General features: G+C 29.1%; 19 protein-coding genes. 9 read left to right on the top strand and 10 right to left on the bottom strand.

The window, feature by feature from the left end; translation table 11 throughout:
• Nucleotides 1-3: 3 nt before the first annotated feature.
• A complete protein-coding gene (mtaB, locus tag BWR22_RS05720) occupies nt 4-1,326 on the bottom strand; it encodes a tRNA (N(6)-L-threonylcarbamoyladenosine(37)-C(2))-methylthiotransferase MtaB (protein ID WP_076732454.1) in 1,323 nt (440 codons plus the stop codon).
• A gap of 97 nt (nt 1,327-1,423) precedes the next feature.
• On the opposite strand from mtaB, the gene BWR22_RS05715 reads away from it, so the two are divergent.
• On the top strand, nt 1,424-3,061 hold the full coding sequence (locus BWR22_RS05715; protein ID WP_076732452.1) for an ABC transporter substrate-binding protein: 1,638 nt from the start codon (nt 1,424-1,426) through the stop codon (nt 3,059-3,061).
• A gap of 19 nt (nt 3,062-3,080) precedes the next feature.
• Here the strand turns inward: BWR22_RS05715 and BWR22_RS05710 are convergent, their stop codons facing one another.
• The 4 genes from BWR22_RS05710 to BWR22_RS05695 all read right to left on the bottom strand — a co-directional run bounded on the left by BWR22_RS05710 (nt 3,081) and on the right by BWR22_RS05695 (nt 6,159).
• A complete protein-coding gene (locus BWR22_RS05710) occupies nt 3,081-3,650 on the bottom strand; it encodes a lysoplasmalogenase family protein (RefSeq protein WP_198033396.1) in 570 nt (189 codons plus the stop codon).
• Between the two features lie 144 nt (nt 3,651-3,794).
• A complete protein-coding gene (locus BWR22_RS05705) occupies nt 3,795-4,487 on the bottom strand; it encodes a lysoplasmalogenase (RefSeq protein ID WP_076732450.1) in 693 nt (230 codons plus the stop codon).
• 100 nt (nt 4,488-4,587) lie between these two features.
• On the bottom strand, nt 4,588-5,763 hold the full coding sequence (locus BWR22_RS05700; protein ID WP_076732449.1) for a GlmU family protein: 1,176 nt from the start codon (nt 5,761-5,763) through the stop codon (nt 4,588-4,590).
• 144 nt (nt 5,764-5,907) lie between these two features.
• The gene (locus tag BWR22_RS05695) at nt 5,908-6,159 is read right to left on the bottom strand and encodes a type B 50S ribosomal protein L31 (RefSeq protein ID WP_076732448.1); all 252 of its coding nucleotides are present in this window, start codon (nt 6,157-6,159) and stop codon (nt 5,908-5,910) included.
• Nucleotides 6,160-6,316: 157 nt separating this feature from the next.
• Between BWR22_RS05695 and BWR22_RS05690 the strand changes: the two genes are divergently transcribed.
• From BWR22_RS05690 to BWR22_RS05655, 8 genes are all read left to right on the top strand, one after another.
• Entirely contained in the window at nt 6,317-6,847 is a 531-nt protein-coding gene (locus BWR22_RS05690) for a DUF4199 domain-containing protein (RefSeq protein ID WP_076734376.1), read from the top strand.
• Between the two features lie 37 nt (nt 6,848-6,884).
• Nucleotides 6,885-7,850 (top strand): glycosyltransferase family 2 protein, encoded by a 966-nt coding sequence (locus tag BWR22_RS05685; RefSeq protein ID WP_076732447.1) that lies wholly within the window; start codon nt 6,885-6,887, stop codon nt 7,848-7,850.
• A gap of 5 nt (nt 7,851-7,855) precedes the next feature.
• Entirely contained in the window at nt 7,856-9,586 is a 1,731-nt protein-coding gene (locus tag BWR22_RS05680; protein WP_198033395.1) for a phospho-sugar mutase, read from the top strand.
• The gene (locus BWR22_RS05675) at nt 9,587-10,816 is read left to right on the top strand and encodes an IPT/TIG domain-containing protein (RefSeq protein ID WP_076732446.1); all 1,230 of its coding nucleotides are present in this window, start codon (nt 9,587-9,589) and stop codon (nt 10,814-10,816) included. It begins immediately after the preceding gene.
• A gap of 113 nt (nt 10,817-10,929) precedes the next feature.
• The gene (locus tag BWR22_RS05670; RefSeq protein WP_076732445.1) at nt 10,930-12,759 is read left to right on the top strand and encodes an ABC transporter ATP-binding protein; all 1,830 of its coding nucleotides are present in this window, start codon (nt 10,930-10,932) and stop codon (nt 12,757-12,759) included.
• A 296-nt stretch (nt 12,760-13,055) separates the two neighbouring features.
• On the top strand, nt 13,056-13,598 hold the full coding sequence (locus tag BWR22_RS05665) for an RNA polymerase sigma factor (protein ID WP_076732444.1): 543 nt from the start codon (nt 13,056-13,058) through the stop codon (nt 13,596-13,598).
• A 64-nt stretch (nt 13,599-13,662) separates the two neighbouring features.
• The gene (locus BWR22_RS05660) at nt 13,663-14,139 is read left to right on the top strand and encodes a hypothetical protein (protein ID WP_076732443.1); all 477 of its coding nucleotides are present in this window, start codon (nt 13,663-13,665) and stop codon (nt 14,137-14,139) included.
• 14 nt (nt 14,140-14,153) lie between these two features.
• A complete protein-coding gene (locus tag BWR22_RS05655; protein ID WP_076732442.1) occupies nt 14,154-14,600 on the top strand; it encodes a hypothetical protein in 447 nt (148 codons plus the stop codon).
• A 32-nt stretch (nt 14,601-14,632) separates the two neighbouring features.
• On the opposite strand, the gene BWR22_RS05650 is transcribed toward BWR22_RS05655, so the two are convergent.
• The 5 genes from BWR22_RS05650 to BWR22_RS05630 form a co-directional block, all read right to left on the bottom strand.
• On the bottom strand, nt 14,633-15,724 hold the full coding sequence (locus BWR22_RS05650) for a WD40/YVTN/BNR-like repeat-containing protein (protein ID WP_076732441.1): 1,092 nt from the start codon (nt 15,722-15,724) through the stop codon (nt 14,633-14,635).
• An 82-nt stretch (nt 15,725-15,806) separates the two neighbouring features.
• Nucleotides 15,807-16,502, bottom strand: coding sequence for an SCO family protein (locus BWR22_RS05645; RefSeq protein WP_076732440.1), 696 nt, complete (start codon nt 16,500-16,502; stop codon nt 15,807-15,809).
• Nucleotides 16,477-17,097: a toxin-antitoxin system YwqK family antitoxin gene (locus BWR22_RS05640; protein WP_076732439.1), complete on the bottom strand. Its 621-nt coding sequence runs from the start codon at nt 17,095-17,097 to the stop codon at nt 16,477-16,479. Before BWR22_RS05640 ends, BWR22_RS05645 begins: the two co-directional genes overlap by 26 nt.
• 4 nt (nt 17,098-17,101) lie before the next feature.
• On the bottom strand, nt 17,102-17,860 hold the full coding sequence (locus tag BWR22_RS05635) for a YHYH protein (RefSeq protein ID WP_076732438.1): 759 nt from the start codon (nt 17,858-17,860) through the stop codon (nt 17,102-17,104).
• Between the two features lie 69 nt (nt 17,861-17,929).
• Entirely contained in the window at nt 17,930-19,069 is a 1,140-nt protein-coding gene (locus BWR22_RS05630; protein WP_076732437.1) for a YHYH protein, read from the bottom strand.
• Nucleotides 19,070-19,071 lie beyond the last annotated feature (2 nt).

Genomic DNA, 19,071 nt, shown 5'->3' with positions numbered 1-19,071 from the left:
TTTTTATACCAAAATGTTTTCAAATTCAAATCTTACCAAGCCATCATCATCTATACTTTTAAGCTTTACTTGATGGATAGTATTTACTAAATATGGATCCCAAGGTGCTTTTACTTTTACATAATTTTCTGTAAAACCATGTATATAACCTTCTTTGTTTTCGCTTTCAAACAATACACTTCTTGAAGTGTTTATTTGCTTTTCATAAAAAGCACGGCGTTTTTTTGCACTTAAACCGCGTAACATTTTACTACGCTTACTTCTTATATTTTTTGGCACTACATTTTTAAAACTTGCAGCTTCCGTATTATCTCTTTCGGAATATGTAAACACGTGTAAATATGAAATATCAAGTGCATTTAAAAAATTATATGTTTCTAAAAAATGCTCTTCGGTTTCTCCCGGAAAACCAACAATAACATCTACACCTATGCAAGCATGAGGCATGACCTCGTTAATTTTTGCTACACGATCTACATACAGTTCTCGCATATAACGACGTTTCATTAATTTTAAAATATCGTTATGTCCACTTTGTAATGGTATATGAAAATGTGGTACAAATGCTCTAGACTTACTTACAACATCTATTGTTTCATTTTTTAATAAATTAGGTTCTATAGACGAGATACGTAATCGCTCGATACCTTCTACTTGATCTAATTCTTGAACTAATTCTAAAAAAGTATGCTCGTGTTTTTTATTACCAAATTCACCTTTTCCATAATCACCAATATTAACTCCTGTTAATACAATTTCCTTAATACCTTTTGCTGAAATTTCTTGAGCATTTTTTATAACATTTGCTAATTCATCGCTTCGCGAAATTCCTCTAGCTAAAGGAATAGTACAATAGGTGCATTTATAATCGCAACCATCTTGTACTTTTAAAAAAGCACGTGTTCTATCTCCTATAGAATAGCTACCTACATAAAAATCGGCATCATTTATATCGCAAGAATGTACTTCTCCAAAATCATTTTTAGTAAGATCGTTAAGGTAATCTGTAATTTTAAATTTTTCTGTAGCACCTAAAACCAAATCTACACCATTAACATCTGCTAATTCCTCTGGTTTTAATTGCGCATAACAGCCAACTGCAGCTACAAAAGCTTCTGGATTTGCTTTTTGAGCTTGCTTAACTATAGTTTTAAAACGTTTATCGGCATTCTCGGTTACAGAGCAAGTATTTATTACATAAATATCTGCGGTTTCAGAAAAATCTACGCGCTCAAATCCTTCATCTTTAAAACTCCTAGCAATTGTAGATGTTTCAGAAAAATTAAGCTTGCAGCCTAAAGTGTAAAATGCGACTTTTTTATTCATTTTATAGTTTTATCTTTTCCTTACAGAAAGAAATCTCATTATATTTACCAATTAACTCTCGTTTAAAGGAAACGCAAATTTACAATTAAATTACAAAATGATAAAATTGAAAAACAAGCAATATTTTAGTTTAATTAACTATTTAACAGCAACTTGCCTTTTCTTTTTATTTTTTTCTTGTAATAATAAGCATAACACCATAGACAATACTCTTGTTTTTAGATATAATGAACATAAAAACATAGGTTCTTTAGATCCTGCTTTTGCTAAAGACAATGCAGATATTTGGGCTGTAAATCAGCTATTTAATGGTTTAGTGCAAATGGATAGCAACTTAAATGTAAAACCTAGTATTGCAAAAAATTGGTCTATTTCCAAAGATGCACTTACCTACTCTTTTACTCTTAGAGATAATGTTTATTTTCATAAACATAAGCTGTTTGGTAAAGATTCTACACGCACTGTAAAAGCTTTAGATTTCGAATATAGTTTTAATAGACTTATTGACAAAGAAATAGCGTCTTCTGGACGTTGGGTTTTAAATAAAGTAGAGCATTTTTATGCAGAAAATGATAGTACTTTTAACATTAAACTAAAACAACCATTTCCGGCATTTTTAGGTTTATTAACCATGAAATATTGCTCTGTAGTACCAAAAGAAATTGTTGAACATTATGGTACAGAATTTAGAGCAAACCCAATTGGCACAGGTCCTTTTAAATTTAAACGTTGGGAAGAAAATATTAAGTTAGTTTTTAGAAAGAATAATAATTATTTTGAAAAAGATTCTAAAGGAAATAGTTTGCCTTATTTAGAAGCTATTGCTATTACTTTTTTGCCAGATAAACAAAGTGAGTTTTTACAGTTTATTCAAGGTAATTTAGATTTTTTAAACTCATTAGATGCTTCGTACCAAGATGATATTTTAACCAGCAAAGGCGAGTTAAGATCAAAATACAAATCTGCTGTTAATATGATTCGAGGTCCATATCTAAATACAGAGTATTTAGGTTTTTATATGGATTCTGAAATTCCTGAAATACAATCGGAATACATAAGAAAAGCTGTAAATTATGGTTTTGATAGAAAAAAAATGATGACTTATTTACGTAATGGCATTGGCATTCCTGCAAATGGTGGTTTTATACCCAAAGGTCTACCAGGTTATAATGCAGAAATAGGATATTCTTTTAATCCTGAAAAAGCCAAAACACTTATAAATTTATTTAAAAAAGAAACTGGTAATAATACGCCAGAAATTACTATAACTACAACTAGCAATTACCTTAATTTTTGTGAATATATACAACGTGAATTACAAAAAATAGGACTTATAGTGAATATAGATGTTATACCTGCTTCTACTTTAAAAACCGCTAAAGCTAATGGTAAATTAGATTTTTTTAGAGCTAGTTGGGTTGCCGATTATCCGGATGCTCAAAATTACTTATCACTATATTACAGCAAAAATTTTGCACCAAATGGTCCGAATTATACTCATTTTAAAAATGAAAATTTTGACACTTGGTACTCACAATCTTTTACAGAGACTAACAATAAAGCAAGAGAAATATTGTATACTAAATTAGATAGTTTAATTATGCAAGAAGCTCCTATAGTTCCTCTGTATTATGATGAAGTAGTTAGGTTTACTAGGCAAGATGTAAGAAACTTAGGTATAAACCCAATAAATATGCTAGATTTAAAACAAGTCTCTAAAGCAAATATTCATTAGCTATAAATCTATTTTTATATTATACCAATTTTTCTTTTATCTTAACCTCTATTAAAATACCATACACAATTAAATATACACCTATTGCATAAAATAACATTACAGATATATCTTCAAATGGAAGAGGTGTATAATATGTTTTTATTCCCATATTAATTTCAGAAAGCAACAAAAAAATCATAGATAATATTACAACTCTATAACTCTTATTATTTACATCGTTTTTTCTTAGATATGCGAATAAACTTAATAAAAGAGAAACAAAAAAGTAAATTAAAACAGGTATAAAAAACTTACCCAAACCATTATATATAAGATAAAAAACAGAAAACATTAAAATAAAACATCCCACAAAAAAAGGAAATAATTTTACTATACTAAAGTCTCTATAATTAGTAAAACGCAAACAGAATAATATCTTTCCTAAAATAAAAAACAACATGCCTAAAGAAAACATAATATCGTTTAAATGATTAATTACAGCAACACTTGCAACCGTAAAACATATTAAAGCTAATAATGTATAATTATAATTTTTGCCTCTTTTTAACTTCTGATTTTTTAAATAAAAAATTATTAGTAAAATCATTATTATTGGCTTGGTAAAATATCTATACGGAAAAATTTCTAAATTTAGTTTTACCCAAAGGTCTAAGAAAACAAAAGCAAAATAAACAATTATAAAATAAGATTTTTTAATTTCAAAAATTGCTTTTAACATTTAGTATTACAATTATTTATTATCTACTTCTTTTAAAATTCCAAACACAATAAGATATTGCGCTAAACAATAAAAAAACATTATTGTTAGTTTATTGTATGCTATTAATGGATTATAAAACATCTTAAGCATATTAATACTATCTGCAAACATAAATGCTACAACTCCCACCATTACTAACCAAAAACTTTTAGAATTCACTTCTTCTTTTCTTAAAAAAGCAAATTGCATCAATAACATTGCTACAAATAAATAGATAAGAAATGGTATAAAAAAACCACCTAAATTACTATATACAAGAAACATAATTACACTCATATAAGTAAAACAGAACAGTAAAAATGGAACTAATTTAGATATTTTAAAATCTTTATTATTTAAAAACCGTATAGAGTAAAATATTTTTGCAATAGCAAATAATATTCCTGCAATAACAAAATGTATAATATTATTATCGTTACCTCTTATAAAAAAAAAGTCTCCTAAAATAAATAAACTTAATGCAGTAATAACAAGTTTCTTTTTATTAGAGTCTTTTTGTTTAGTATTATAAAGATAAAACACAAGCAAACTTGAGCTTAACAATATTTTTGAAACATACCTACAAGAGTATAAAACATCGCTATTCTTAAAAAAGGCGTCTAGAATATATAAAATAAGATATATAATTGTAAACCTAAATGGATATTTAAAAATAAATTTCATATTCGCATTTGGAATATCGAATATAAAATTTTTAATTTAATTTTAACAAAAAAATACGCACAAAAAAAATCTTTAAATACTCATTTTCAACTATTAAAGTTTAGTCTCTTCTAAACTTTTTAGTCTCTTCAAAAACATGTTCTAAAATAGATTGATCCATATCTGTAAACTCTAATGCTCTTCTAGACATTACTACTTTACACACTTCAAAAGCCTTTTTAGTTAAATATGTTGTAAAGCCTCCACTTCCTCCCCAACTATAACTTGGGACAAAATTTCTAGGAAAACCACTACCAAAAATATTTGCATTCACACCAACTACAGTTCCCGTATTAAACATAGTATTAATACCACATTTACTATGGTCTCCCATCATTAATCCACAAAACTGCAATCCTGTTTTAGCAAAACCTTCAGTTTCATAATCCCAAAGTCTTACTTCTGCATAGTTATTTTTTAAATTAGAATTGTTAGTATCTGCTCCTAAATTACACCATTCTCCTAAAACTGAATTCCCTAAAAAACCATCATGACCTTTATTGGAATAGCCAAACAAAACTGAATTATTAACTTCTCCTCCTACTTTACTATGTGGTCCAACTGTTGTTGCTCCATATATTTTTGTTGCTAATTTTAAGGTAGCATTATCACATAAAGCTAATGGACCACGCACTACAGAACCTTCCATAATTTCTGCATTTTTTCCAATATAAATAGGACCTGTATTTGCATTAAGTGTTGTAAATTCTAACTTAGCACCTTCTTCTATAAAAATATGTTCTGCACCAATTATATTATTAGATTTTGGAATTGGTTGAGACGTTCTATCTTGAGTAATTAATTTAAAATCTTGAGTAATTGCCTCGGCGTTTTTTGAAAAAATATCCCAAGTATGTTCTATTGTTATAGTTTCATCTTCAAATTCGATAGCTTCAAAAGTAGACAAATCTATATCTTCTTGTCCTTCTTTCGTAAAAAAGGCAATAACTTCTTCATCTTTAAAAATGGCTTGATTTTCCTTTAAACCTCTAATTTTTTCAACCAAAGCCTCTGTTGGACAAAACGACGAATTAATCATCACATTTGTTTCCAACTCAACCATTGGCCATTTTTCAGACAAATAATCTTCAGTAACTGTAGTTGTAGTAGTTTGCAAATGCTTTTCCCATTTTTCTCGAATGGTTAAAATACCAACTCTAATGTCTGCAACTGGTCTTGTGTACGTAAATGGTAGCAATTGGTTTCTTGCTGGACCATCAAAAAGAATATAATTCATAAGTAAATTGAAAGGTTTAAGAATTATAAGTTAAAAGCTTTACCATTAACTTAAACTAAAGATTAAAACAAAAGTAGCTTAAATACCGAAAACAAAAAAGCCTTTCATAATTATGAAAGGCTTTTAAATATATTGTAAGCTAAATTATTTTTTAAATTTAGCGTATTTGTTTTTAAACTTGTCAATACGACCAGCCGTATCAATTAATTTAGATTTACCTGTATAAAAAGGGTGAGATGTTCTAGAGATTTCCATTTTTACTAATGGGTACTCAACACCATCAACTTCTAAAGTTTCGCTTGTGTTAGCTGTAGATTTTGTTAAAAAAACGTCTTCGTTAGACATATCTTTAAATGCCACTACTCTATAATTTTCTGGATGTATATCTTTTTTCATCGCTAAATGCTTTTATTGTATTCTAAATTCGAGGTGCAAATTTAATCATTTTTTATAATTCTACACTATTTTTTTAAAAATAATTTAAACTTATTTCTGTAACGTTTTTTTATCTTTGACTACTAACTACTATAATCAACAAAAAAAACACAAAAATATGGAAACTACAACAAAATCATCTGCTACTAATTATGGGTTATATTTAGGTGGAGTATTAGCTCTTGCAACAATATTAGTTTATGCTTTAAAGCTTGAGCTTTTTGCAAGTATAACATTAGGAATTATTCTTTTTGTAATAACATTAACCTTTGGAGTAATTTCAATTATTAAATCTAAAAAAATACAAAATGGTTTTATTAGCTTTAAAGAAGCTTTTACATCTTACTTTATAACAGTGCTTATAGGTATAGTAATTAGTTCTTTAATTTCTTTTATAATTTTTAATTTTGTTGACCCAGAAGCTGCAGAAACATTAAAAGAAATAGCATTAGAATCTCAAGTAGAAATGTTAAGAAACTTTAATCAGCCAGAAGAATCTATTGAAATGGTAGTTGAAGCTTCAGAGAAACAAGGCAACTTATTTTCTATTCAAAATGTATTTACATCTTTAATTGGATACATTATATTTTATAGCATTATTGGACTTATTATTTCTTTAATAATGAAAAGAAAGCCTGAAAACGCATAATAGTTTTATATTTGAAGTATTAATTTCGAAATAATACATGAATATATCTGTAGTCATACCACTACTTAACGAACAAGAATCTCTTACAGAATTACACGATTGGATTGCTAAAGTTATGCAATCCAATCGTTTTTCTTATGAAATTCTCTTTATAGACGATGGCTCTACTGATGAGTCTTGGAAAACTATAGAAACATTATCTAAAGCTAATGCAAATGTAAAAGGCATACGTTTTCTTAAAAATTTTGGTAAATCGCAAGCACTTCATGCTGGATTTGAAAAAGCCAAAGGAGACGTTATTATTACTATGGATGCCGATTTACAAGACAATCCTGAAGAAATACCTGCTCTTTATAACAAAATTACAAAAGATAATTTCGATCTTGTTTCAGGCTGGAAAAAGAAACGCTACGATAATAAATTTACAAAAAATTTACCTTCAAAACTCTTTAATTGGGCGGCCAGAAAAACATCTGGTGTAAAACTAAACGATTTTAATTGTGGCCTCAAAGCCTACAAAAATGTTGTTGTTAAAAATATTGATGTAAATGGTGAGATGCACCGCTACATTCCTGTTTTAGCAAAAAATGCAGGTTTTACTAAAATTGGAGAGCAAGTTGTGCAGCATCAAGCTAGAAAATATGGTGAAACTAAATTTGGAATGGAGCGTTTTATTAATGGCTTTTTAGACTTAATTACCATTTGGTTTATTTCTCGTTTTGGAAAAAGACCAATGCATTTATTTGGCGCATTGGGTGTTATTATGTTTGCTATTGGCTTTGTTTTTTCTGTATATTTAGGAATAGATAAGTTGTTTTTTCATAAAACTGGAAGATTAATAACAGAAAGACCGCAATTTTTTATTGCGTTAACAACAATGATTATTGGTACACAGTTTTTTATTGCTGGTTTTTTAGGCGAAATTATTTTACGTTCTAAACAAAACAAAAAACGATATTTAGTAAAAGAAGAATTAAATTTAAACAACACTGTAATTAACTAACCACTATGATACATATAGAGCCAGAATTGCTAAATAGAGTTAATACTTGGTTAACTCCTACTTTCGATAATGAAACACAATTATATATAAAAGATCTTATAGGTAGCAATCCTAAAGAACTTAAAGAATCTTTTTATAAAGACTTAGAGTTTGGTACTGGTGGCATGCGTGGTGTTATGGGTATTGGCACTAATAGAATTAATAAATATACTTTAGGAAAAAACACTCAAGGTCTTAGTGATTATATGCGCAAAGTGTTTCCTAACGAGAATTTAAAAGTAGCAATAGCTTTTGATTGTAGACACAACAGTAAAACCTTAGCAAAGGTTGTTGCAGATGTGTTTTCTGCAAATAATATTGAAGTTTATTTGTTTGAAAATCTTCGTCCAACTCCTGAGCTATCTTTTACATTAAAACACTTAAATTGCCACTGTGGTATTGTATTAACAGCATCTCATAACCCACCAGAATATAATGGCTACAAAGTATATTGGCAAGATGGAGGACAATTAGTACCTCCTCAAGATGGTGAAGTAATTTCACTTATTAATAAGTTAGATTATGCTGATATTAAATTTAATGCTAATGAGAAACTAATTAACTATATAGGTAAAGAAGTTGATGATGTTTTTATTAATGCATCAGTTAAAAATGGAAGTTTTAACACATTAAAAGAAGCAAAAGAAAACTTAAATATTGTATTTACTTCTTTACACGGGACATCTATAACAGCAATACCAGAAACGTTAAATCGAGCCGGCTACACAAACGTAAATATAGTTGAAGAACAACGCGAACCAAATGGTGATTTTCCAACTGTAGTATCGCCAAATCCAGAAGAACCAGAGGCTTTAAAAATGGCTATGGCATTAGCTAATAAAGTTGAAGGAGACATAGTAATTGGTACAGATCCAGATTGCGACAGATTAGGCATAGTTGTTAGAGATTTAGAAAACAATCTTGTTATACTTAACGGTAATCAAGCCATGATTTTAATGACAGATTTTTTATTAAAACAATGGCAAAGTGAAAACAAAATTAATGGCAATCAATTTATAGGAAGCACTATCGTTTCTACACCTATGATGGGCGTTTTAGCCAAAGCATACAATGTAGAATGCAAAATAGGCTTAACAGGCTTTAAATGGATTGCTAAAATGATTAAAGATTTTCCAAACCAAGACTTTATTGGTGGTGGCGAAGAAAGTTTTGGCTTTATGGTTGGCGATTTTGTTCGCGATAAAGACGCTGTTACTTCTACTCTACTCGCTTGCGAAATTGCAGCTCAAGCAAAAGCAAAAGGCAGCAGCTTATATCAAGAATTAGTCAAATTATATGCAGAACATGGTTTATATAAAGAACGCTTAATTTCTTTAACCAAAAAAGGAATTGAAGGCGCTCAAGAAATAAAACAAATGATGATTGATGCTCGCGAAAATCCGCTTACAGAATTAAATAATTCTAAAGTTGTTTTAATTGAGGATTACCAATTATCAACTTCAAAAAATACAGTTACAGGAGAAACTACTGTAATAGATATTCCAAAATCTAATGTATTAATTTACCACACAGAAGATGGTAGTAAAATTGCTCTAAGACCAAGTGGTACAGAACCTAAAATAAAATTCTACATTAGTGTAAATACTTCTTTAAACAATGTGTCTGCTTTTAAAGAAACGGAACAACAATTGGAAAACAAGATTGATGCTATCATTAAAGATTTGAAATTAAATTAAATGAAAACTCTTACACTATTTAAAACTTTTTTTTTTACTATATTAATTATATCGTGCACTAGCGATGATTCTAGCACTATTGTTCAAGAAGACACTGAGCAAATTTCGCAAATATTAATAAATTCATACACTCCCAATCAAGGTTTTCCCAATGACGTAATAACAATTAATGGAGAAAATTTTAATACTCTAATTTCCAATAATACGCTTTTATTTAATAATGTTATTGCAAATATTACGTCTATTACTACAACCCAAATAAAAGCTGAAATTCCAAATGAACCTGCAGGAAATTATAACATTTCTTTAAATGTAAATGATGAAATTTTTACAATTGGAAATTTTGAAATACTTGATAACTCTAAAATTCTTGTATACTCTCCATTAGGGCAAATACATGAAGTATATACTGGATCTGGAGAATGCAATTTAATAAATACCATTAATTATGATTTTTGGAGTCAAGGAAATTTAAATGTTATAGATTTTTCTGAAGACATTTTATACATTGCCGATTTTTCTTCATCAGAATTTAGAATACTACAATATAACCTAAGTACAAATACTTTAGAAACTACTTCAAATACTTTTAGTAATATTCCTGAACTTACAAGTACAAATTTCCCAGCAATAACAGCTATTAATTTTAATATAAGTGATGGATTACTATATTTATTATTTGCCGGTGACGATCAAGCAAATGAAAGTTTTCCATATTATTTATATACATTTAATCCACAAACTGAAGAATTTTTAAACGCTAACTTAAGTTTTAATTTAGATATAATACGTTCTGCATACATATCTAATAACACTTGGTATTTATCTTCTAATAATAGCTTAATAATAAATATAGACTTACAATCTAGTACAACATCGTCTCAACTAATTAATAAACCATTACATAAAACGTTTAAATATAACAATTTACTATACGGTATATATAAAAACCCTTCTCAAATTGAAGCTACCTTAACGAGTCTGGAAACATCATCTGGAAATTTAACAGATATTTCTAATAATACTTTAGGCTTTTTAAACCCGTCTGGTTCTGGTTTTATAAATACTCAAAACCAGTTTATAGATTTTACAATTGTTTCAAACGACAACAATGGATTTACTAATAACGGAATTTATAAATATAATTTACAAGATAATACACTATATAAGGTATATTTAGAAAACCAAGATTTAGGCTATGGTACTAAAATTTTAAAAGAACTAAATTAAAATTTCAAATTACATAAAACACAAACTTAGACAATGTGTCTGCTTTTAAAGAAACGGAACAACAATTGGAAGCTAAGATTGATGCCATTTTAAAAGACATGCAGCTAAATTAGATGAAAAAAATATTAAATCAATTATTACCTTTTATTAAAAACTACAAAAAACACGTTATTTTAAATGTAGTTTTTAATATTTTAAATGCCTTATTTACAACACTTTCATTTGTTGCTTTAATTCCAATGCTAAATGTTTTGTTTGACAAAACAAATAGAGTTACCAAGGAACCAGAATGGACTGGAATTGGTGGTTTAAAAGATTATGGTAACGATTTACTTAATTATAAAGTAAGTAGTTATTTAGATAACAATAATGCCCAAATGGCTTTAGTTATAGTTATTGCCATAGTAATTATAACCTTTGCATTAAAAAACTTATTTGGCTATTTAGCAAACCAACATGTTATGTATTTAAAAAACGGAGTCTTAACAGACTTACGTAATGATATGTACGATAACATTATTAATCTTCCATTAAGCTTTTATTCTAAAAGACAAAAAGGAGATGTAATGGCTAGAATATTAGGAGATATTGCCGAAATGCAAAATTCTTTATTTATAGTTCTAGAGTTAATAGTTAGAGAGCCTTTAAATATTCTCTTTGCATTAGGAACTATGTTTTACATAAATTGGAAACTATCAATTTTTGTATTAGTATTTATTCCAACAGCCGGATTTATTATATCAAGAATAGGAAAGAGACTTAAAAGTCAATCTTTAACAGCTCAACAAGAATCTGGTAGATTAATTTCTACAGTAGAAGAAACACTAACAGGTTTAAAAATTGTTAAAAGTTATAATGCAGAATCTGTGTTTAAAAACAGTTTTAAAAACTCTGCAAACAGATTATTAAAACTTTCTAATAGTATAGGTTTAAAAAACAACCTAGCTGGACCAGTTAGTGAAATTTTAGGAATAACTACAATAGCCATCTTATTATGGTATGGTGGTAAATTAGTATTAATAGATCAAGTTATAGAAGGCACAACATTTATTGGTTTTATGCTTCTTGCATATGGTATTTTAACACCTGCTAAAGCTATTAGTAAAGCATCATATCGTGTAAAAAACGGAATGTCTGCTGCAGATCGTGTTTTTGAAATTTTGCATCATAAAAATGAGATGCCAGATTTACCAGATGCAAAAGAGTTAACATCATTTAATAATGAAATTACCATTAACAACATTTCCTTTAAATATGAAAACGACTTAGTATTAAAAAACTTTTCTATAAAAGTACCTAAAGGAAAAACCGTAGCATTAGTAGGGCAATCTGGAAGTGGAAAAAGTACTATTGCAAACTTACTAACACGATTTTACGATGTTAACAACGGTAACATATCTATTGATGGTAATAACATAAAACATGTTACAAAAAAATCTTTACGAGCTTTAATGGGATTGGTAACACAAGACTCTATACTATTTAACGATACTATTAAAAACAATTTATTAATAGGTAAAGAAGACGCTACAGAAGAAGAAATAATTGATGCCCTTAAAATTGCAAACGCATGGGAATTTATACAAAACTTACCAAAAGGGATAGAAACTAATGTAGGTGATGCTGGAAACAATTTTTCTGGCGGGCAAAAACAACGCTTAAGTATTGCTAGAGCAGTATTAAAAAATCCTCCAATAATGGTTCTGGATGAAGCTACCTCTGCCCTAGATACAGAAAGCGAACGCCTAGTACAACTAGCATTAGAAAATATGATGAAAAACAGAACCTCAATTGTTATCGCACATAGGTTATCTACAATACAAAATGCAGATGAGATAATAGTGATGCATAAAGGTGAAATTGCAGAACAAGGCAAACATAACGAACTTATAGCCTTAGATGGTATTTATAAAAAACTGGTAGATATGCAGAGTTTTGAATAATTACTATTATTATAAAATTAAAAAGGATAAACAAATGTTTATCCTTTTTTTTGTTTATGTATAGAATTGGGGCTCTAAAACATAAGTATTATTTTCTAATGTAAACATAATTTAAAAAATGTTAGAAAACAAACATTTTGTCTTTTAATCGATAAAAAACATCTTTTAATCGTATTTTTAGTTAAAAATCAGATTAAACAGAAAGCTGTTAAATAACATGTCTTTCTTAAAAAAAAAAAAATTAAATTATATTTAAACCAAATTAAAATTCTGCAGTCTAAAAGAAAATAGCTTAAGTGACAGAAGAACTAGAACTCATATCTCAATTACAATCTAAAGGCAACAAAGATGCTGCATTTAGAGTACTTGTTGCGCAATATAAAGAGCGATTATACTGGCATATTAGAAATATTGTAAAATCGCACGACGATGCAGACGATGTATTGCAAAATACATTTATAAAGGTTTATAAAAATATCGAGAAATTTAAAGGAGAAAGCAAACTTTATTCTTGGTTATATAGAATAGCAACAAACGAAGCTATTACACTAATAAACAAAAATGCAAAACTATTACAGATTACAAATGAAGAGGCACAAAATTTAGCATTAAACAATTTGGAATCTGATGTATATTTTGAAGGAGACGCCATCCAGCTAAAACTTCAAAAAGCAATTGCAACATTACCAGAAAAACAACAATTAGTTTTTAATATGAAATATTTTCAAGAATTAAAATATAATGAAATGTCTCAAATTTTAGAAACAAGTGAAGGCGCTTTAAAAGCTTCTTACCATATAGCAGCAAAGAAAATTGAAGCCTATTTAAAAAACAATTAAACTATTTAATAAATATAGAGTCTTATTAATAGAAACAAAAGAGTTTCCATATTTGGAAAGAAACATGAAAAATGAAAATTTAAATAACGTAAAAAAAACTGGATTTAAAGTCCCTCAAAATTATTTTGAAGAGTTTGAAAATTCAATTTTAACCGAAGCTAAACTTAAAAACTTAGTAAGCGATTCTGGATTTAAAGTTCCAGAAGGCTACTTAGATAACTTTAGTGTTCCTATTGAAAAAGAAACAAAAGTTATTTCTATTTTTAGTAAAAAAAATATGCTATTAGTTTCAAGTATTGCTGCAGCTATAGTTCTATTTTTTAGTTTAAATGTGTTTGATAATTCACCACTATCTTTTGATGATTTAGATACAACAACAGTAGATAATTATATTTTAAATGAAACCGAAATTGGTGATTTAACATCTTTATTTCAAGATAACGAGTTAAGCGAAAATCAATTTATAGATTACTCTTTAAGTGACGAAGCTCTAGATAACTATATAGAAAATATAGATTTTAACGACTTATATTCAGAATAAAAAAATAAAAAATAATGAAAAAAATAATATTAATACCGGTTTTTGCTTTACTACTATCCATAAGTAGTTATGCACAAAAACTTGACAGAGAAAAAATTAAAGCTTTAAAAATAGCACATATTACAGAGCAAATGGATTTATCTGCAAAAGAAGCGCAAGCTTTTTGGCCAATTTATAACACAAAGGAAGAAGCAGAAAATAAATTAAGAGAACAATCTTCGAAAAGACGAAAAGATAAGAAAGTAGAAAATTTATCTGAGACTGAAGCTAAAGCTCTTCTTTTAGAAATGGTTGAAATTGAGAATAAAAAACAAGAATTACATTCAAAATTTATAACCGATTTACTTAATATTCTACCAGCAAAAAAAATAATTGCATTAATGCAAGCCGATCATTCTTTTAAAAAGAAAATGATTCAAGAATACAGACAGAGACATCAAGCAGATAAATCTAAAAAATAAAAAAAAGGCAGCTAATCAAGCTGCCTTTTTTATTATCTAAAAGTTAATTTTGCTATCCTTTTGCTTCCTCCAGCATAAGCCACACTATCATTTATAAAACGTAAAGTATAAAAACCTTCATCGCTTAAATGCGTCCAGCTTTCGCCAGCATTGTTAGAATAATCTATACCTTTAAAACCAACAGCAACTAACTCTTTTGCATCTCGACCAGGAATATATTGCACACAACTTCTGTAACCTGGGCTTTGATTTTGCGCAACTAATTGCCATGTTTTTCCTCCATCTTGTGTTCTTATTTTATTTGCTGTGCTATCTCCTGCTTTTGTGTAGTCTCCACCAATAGCAAAACCATTTTTATCATCATAAAAATCTAGCGAGTAAATACCCGTAGTTTCTTTACCTTGTACTATTGGAGTCTCGAAAACCTCCCAAGTTTTACCTTTATCTGGAGAAAATAATATTCTACTTGCCTTTCCTCCTGTGGCTACCCATGTATTATCACCAACTATAGCAATATTTGTATCGCTTGCTGCAAAAGCTGCTTCACCTTCTTTTGTTTTTGGTAGCACATCGCAAGAGAGCTTGTTCCATGTTTCTCCTCCATCGCGAGTAATTATTATACTCATACAATTTTCTGTGGGATCACCAATAGCAATACCTTCTTGGTTGTTCCAAAAATCGATAGAATCGTAGAATGCTTTTTCATGATTTTCTTGGTAAACTATTTTTTTACCTGAAGCACCTTGTTTAACGAGGTAAGCTGGCGAACCTATTGAAAGGAAAAACGCTGCATTATCTGTATTTGATACTGCTCTAAAATTGAATTTGAGTGAATCTATATTAATGTTATAAGGTGGTGTTATCCAATAACTATTTCTATCTGAGTCATAACTATAACTACCATAACCACCGCTAGCATTTCCATATAACATTTCATCCTTCTCAAGGATTTCTATAGCTCTTACATTTAAAATAGAATCTCTCAATAACATACCTATTTCAACTTCTTTAAACGCTCTTGGTTCTGTTATTTCTTCTTCAACATCAATATCTTTTTTTTCTGTATCTTTTTTACAAGAAACAATAGCTAAAGCAATACAAATTATGGTGATTAGTTTTTTCATATTTAATTGTAAATTTCTATAAATGTAAAAAAGCTTTACGACATAATCGCAAAGCTTTTTACCAATCAATCAAAAAACTAATTTAACCTTGTTTCTTCAAGGCTTTAACATCTACTATTAATTGTGCCATTGAGGCTCTATTTAAACCATTATAAATACCTCTTATATGTTTATTCTTGTCTATTAACAAAAAATTCTCTGTGTGCAAAAAATCGTCCATGGTTTTAGGTGCTCCTAAATCGTTTTCTATAAAATATTGAGTTCTACCAAGATTATAAATAACTTGTTTATCTCCTGTTACTAAATGCCATTTATTATCTATTACACCATGTTTTTGGGCATAATTTTTTAAAACAGGAACAGAATCTTTTGTTGGTGTTACGGTATGAGATAAAAATAACACCTCATCATCGTTTAAAAATGCTTCTTGTAGTTGAAACATGCTTCCCGTCATTTGCGGACAAATTCCTGGACAGCTAGCAAAAAAGAAATCGGTTATATAAATTTTATTTTCAAACGTTTTTTGAGACACTTCTTCTCCCAATTGGTTTGTTAATGAAAAGTCTGGTATTTTATGAAAAGTTTGCTCTTCTTCTGTTTCTGGCGTTAACCATTTTGGTGTAAAAGATGCTTCGTTATAATATGGTAAATACTCTACTCTACTGGTTTCTTCGGCTTTACTAATTTCCTTTTTTACAGTTTTTTTACAACCTGTTACTAATAAGGTTAAACTTAGTAAAAGTAATAGCAGCCTATTTTGAAATAATAACTTTTTCATTTTCTAATTTATAACATGAGTTCGCTCGCATTAAACCAAAGGTTCTACCGTTTTTTGCTTCGTAATTAACATAAAGTTGTCCTGTTGGTAACCAAGCTTTTTGAATGCCGTTTTCTTTACCGTCTTTTAACAACCTTAATTTTGATAGTTTTCCGTTAGAATACCATTGTTTTTCTTCTCCTTGCTTTTTTCCGTTTACATAATTAACTTCTAAGGCTAGGTTACCATTTTCCCAAAAACTTTTATAAACACCAACCAACTTGTTTTGGTTGTAATAAGACTTTATACGAAGTACTCCATTTTCCGACCACGTTTTTGCTACACCTTGACGTTTTCCGTTATAGAAACCAAGCTTTTCTTTTATAGTATTATTTTCGTGATACTTTAAAGAGTAGCCATTGTACGGCTTATTATTATAATACCAAACGCCTTGTAGTTGGTTTAAAATTAATTCTGATTTAAGAACTTCAACATCTTTAATTGTTATAATATTTTCACTTTTAATTGTATTATTTTCTTCAGAAAAATTGTTTTCTGTTGATTGCTTACAATTCAAAAAAGACAGAACAAGTATAACTGTAAAAAATGTTTTCATTATTTTAATAACCTTGGTAAGGTCCTGCAAATGCTAAATAAGATCCTGTATTAGAATATACTTCGTTAATTATATGGTAGTGGTATTCTTCTTCTCCATCTGTATATTGTGTTGTAGATGTATGTCCGCCTGAAACATCTAAATCTTCTGGGTAAGAACCTGTAGCACTACATTTTCTTCCGTAAAGAAAAACACCGTCTAATAACACACCTATTAACGCATCATCATCATTAGAAAAGGCTTTTGGCTCTAAATGATAGTGGTATACACCTGGCCCAATATGTGCGCCTGTAAAATCTAAACTTGCTGCTGCTTGGTTTAAAGGTCCGCCACCTTCTTGATCGTTAAAAATTGAAGCGCCACTAACGGCAATACCAATAGTATTAAATGTTGTAGACACTGTACTTCCTGTTAAATTTGGTGTAGCATCTACAGTTATGGTTACTGCATTATTATTGCTTGACATTATACTTGGCGTTAATTCTACATCTGGCTCTTCTATATAAAGCGGATGTCCTTCTCCCCAATAAACGGTTTGATGATTTGGTAAACCTGTAGTTTCTATTACTACATTTGTTCCTGTTTCGTCTATATAAATTGTTGTAGCATCTGTATTAAATGCAGAATAAGCTGCGTGAAGCTCTGTTACAACTTCATCTTCTGTAACAGTGGTTGCACTTGAAGAATCATCATCTGAAGTACACGCAATATTTAATGTAAACACTGTTAACATTAACAACATTAGTTTAAATAAGTTTTTCATTTTATATATTTTTAATTTGTTTGTTTATTTAGATGCTTATATACAAATAAACTTGCGCTAATTTTTAAATTAATTGTGTTTAGGTGGATTTTGTCTATCTCTACCTCCTATTTTTTCTAGTTCTTCTTTAGAAAGTAAACCATCACTATTAGTGTCTATTTTAGAAAAATCTTCTTTTAAAGGTCCTTTAACTTCCTCTTGAGATAGTTTTCCGTCTTTATTAGCGTCCATTTCTTTAATAGTTTGGGTTGCGTTTGGTCTTCCTCCTTGACCATTTTGAGGTCTTCCTTCTCCACCACCTTGCATGCCTAAACTTCTTTTTTCACTATCATTAACTTCTCCCATTACACAACGGCTTATATATGGAAACTCTTTAGTTACCAGGTACATATAATTTCCGTCTATGGTAATACCATTACACTCATCTAAATCTCCATAACCATCAACAAACTCGAAATCTGAACCATAAGTACCATCGTGGTGTCCTCCTACCGAAATGTCTATAGATTGGTGCGGATTCTCATAACTACAGTCTTCACCTTCTCGATCTCCATCTAATAATTTATAGCTTGGTTTATATTTTCCGCTTTTAGAATAGTACATAGGAAAACCATCGTGAGCAAAACCAACGTGTACTAAATCTTCTCCAGAATCGAAGTTTTGTATAACAGATGTTGGAGTGCCGTGATAATGGTAAGCTCCTGTTGGTTGTACATGTGCATGATTAAAATCTAAACCTAAATCAATAACATCTTGTAAAGCTTCTACTCGATAATTTTCTCCAGTTTCGCATTGTACTACTTCTGCAGTGCCTGGCTCGAATTTTATACCGTTTAATGCTACTCCTGGTTCTCTAATCCATTGTGCTATTTCTCCTTTTTTAGGGTTTAACGGAAACGTATACGTTCTATTTTGAGCTTTTATAGCATTTGGATTACCTGGGTTTGGAAATGTACCTGTTTCATGGTTTGGTAATGCATTGGTTACCATTTTACGTGTATTTGCATCTACAGTTACAACTGTTTTTGTACCATATTCTTTATTTATTAAAGAATAGTTTCCAAAATAGTTGCTTGGTGTATTTGCAACGTCGTTATCATGGTTGTGAACTGCTATACCATCATGACTATGAGCGTTTGAGCTTTTTTGAGTATTACAACTCATTAAAATACTTGCTATTAATATTACAACATAATATTGATTTTTCATTT

It is taken from the genome of Lacinutrix venerupis, assembly GCF_001971745.1.
GTDB lineage: Bacteria > Bacteroidota > Bacteroidia > Flavobacteriales > Flavobacteriaceae > Lacinutrix > Lacinutrix venerupis.
Note: the sequence above shows the minus strand (reverse complement) of the source record. Positions and strands in the feature narration are given on the sequence as shown.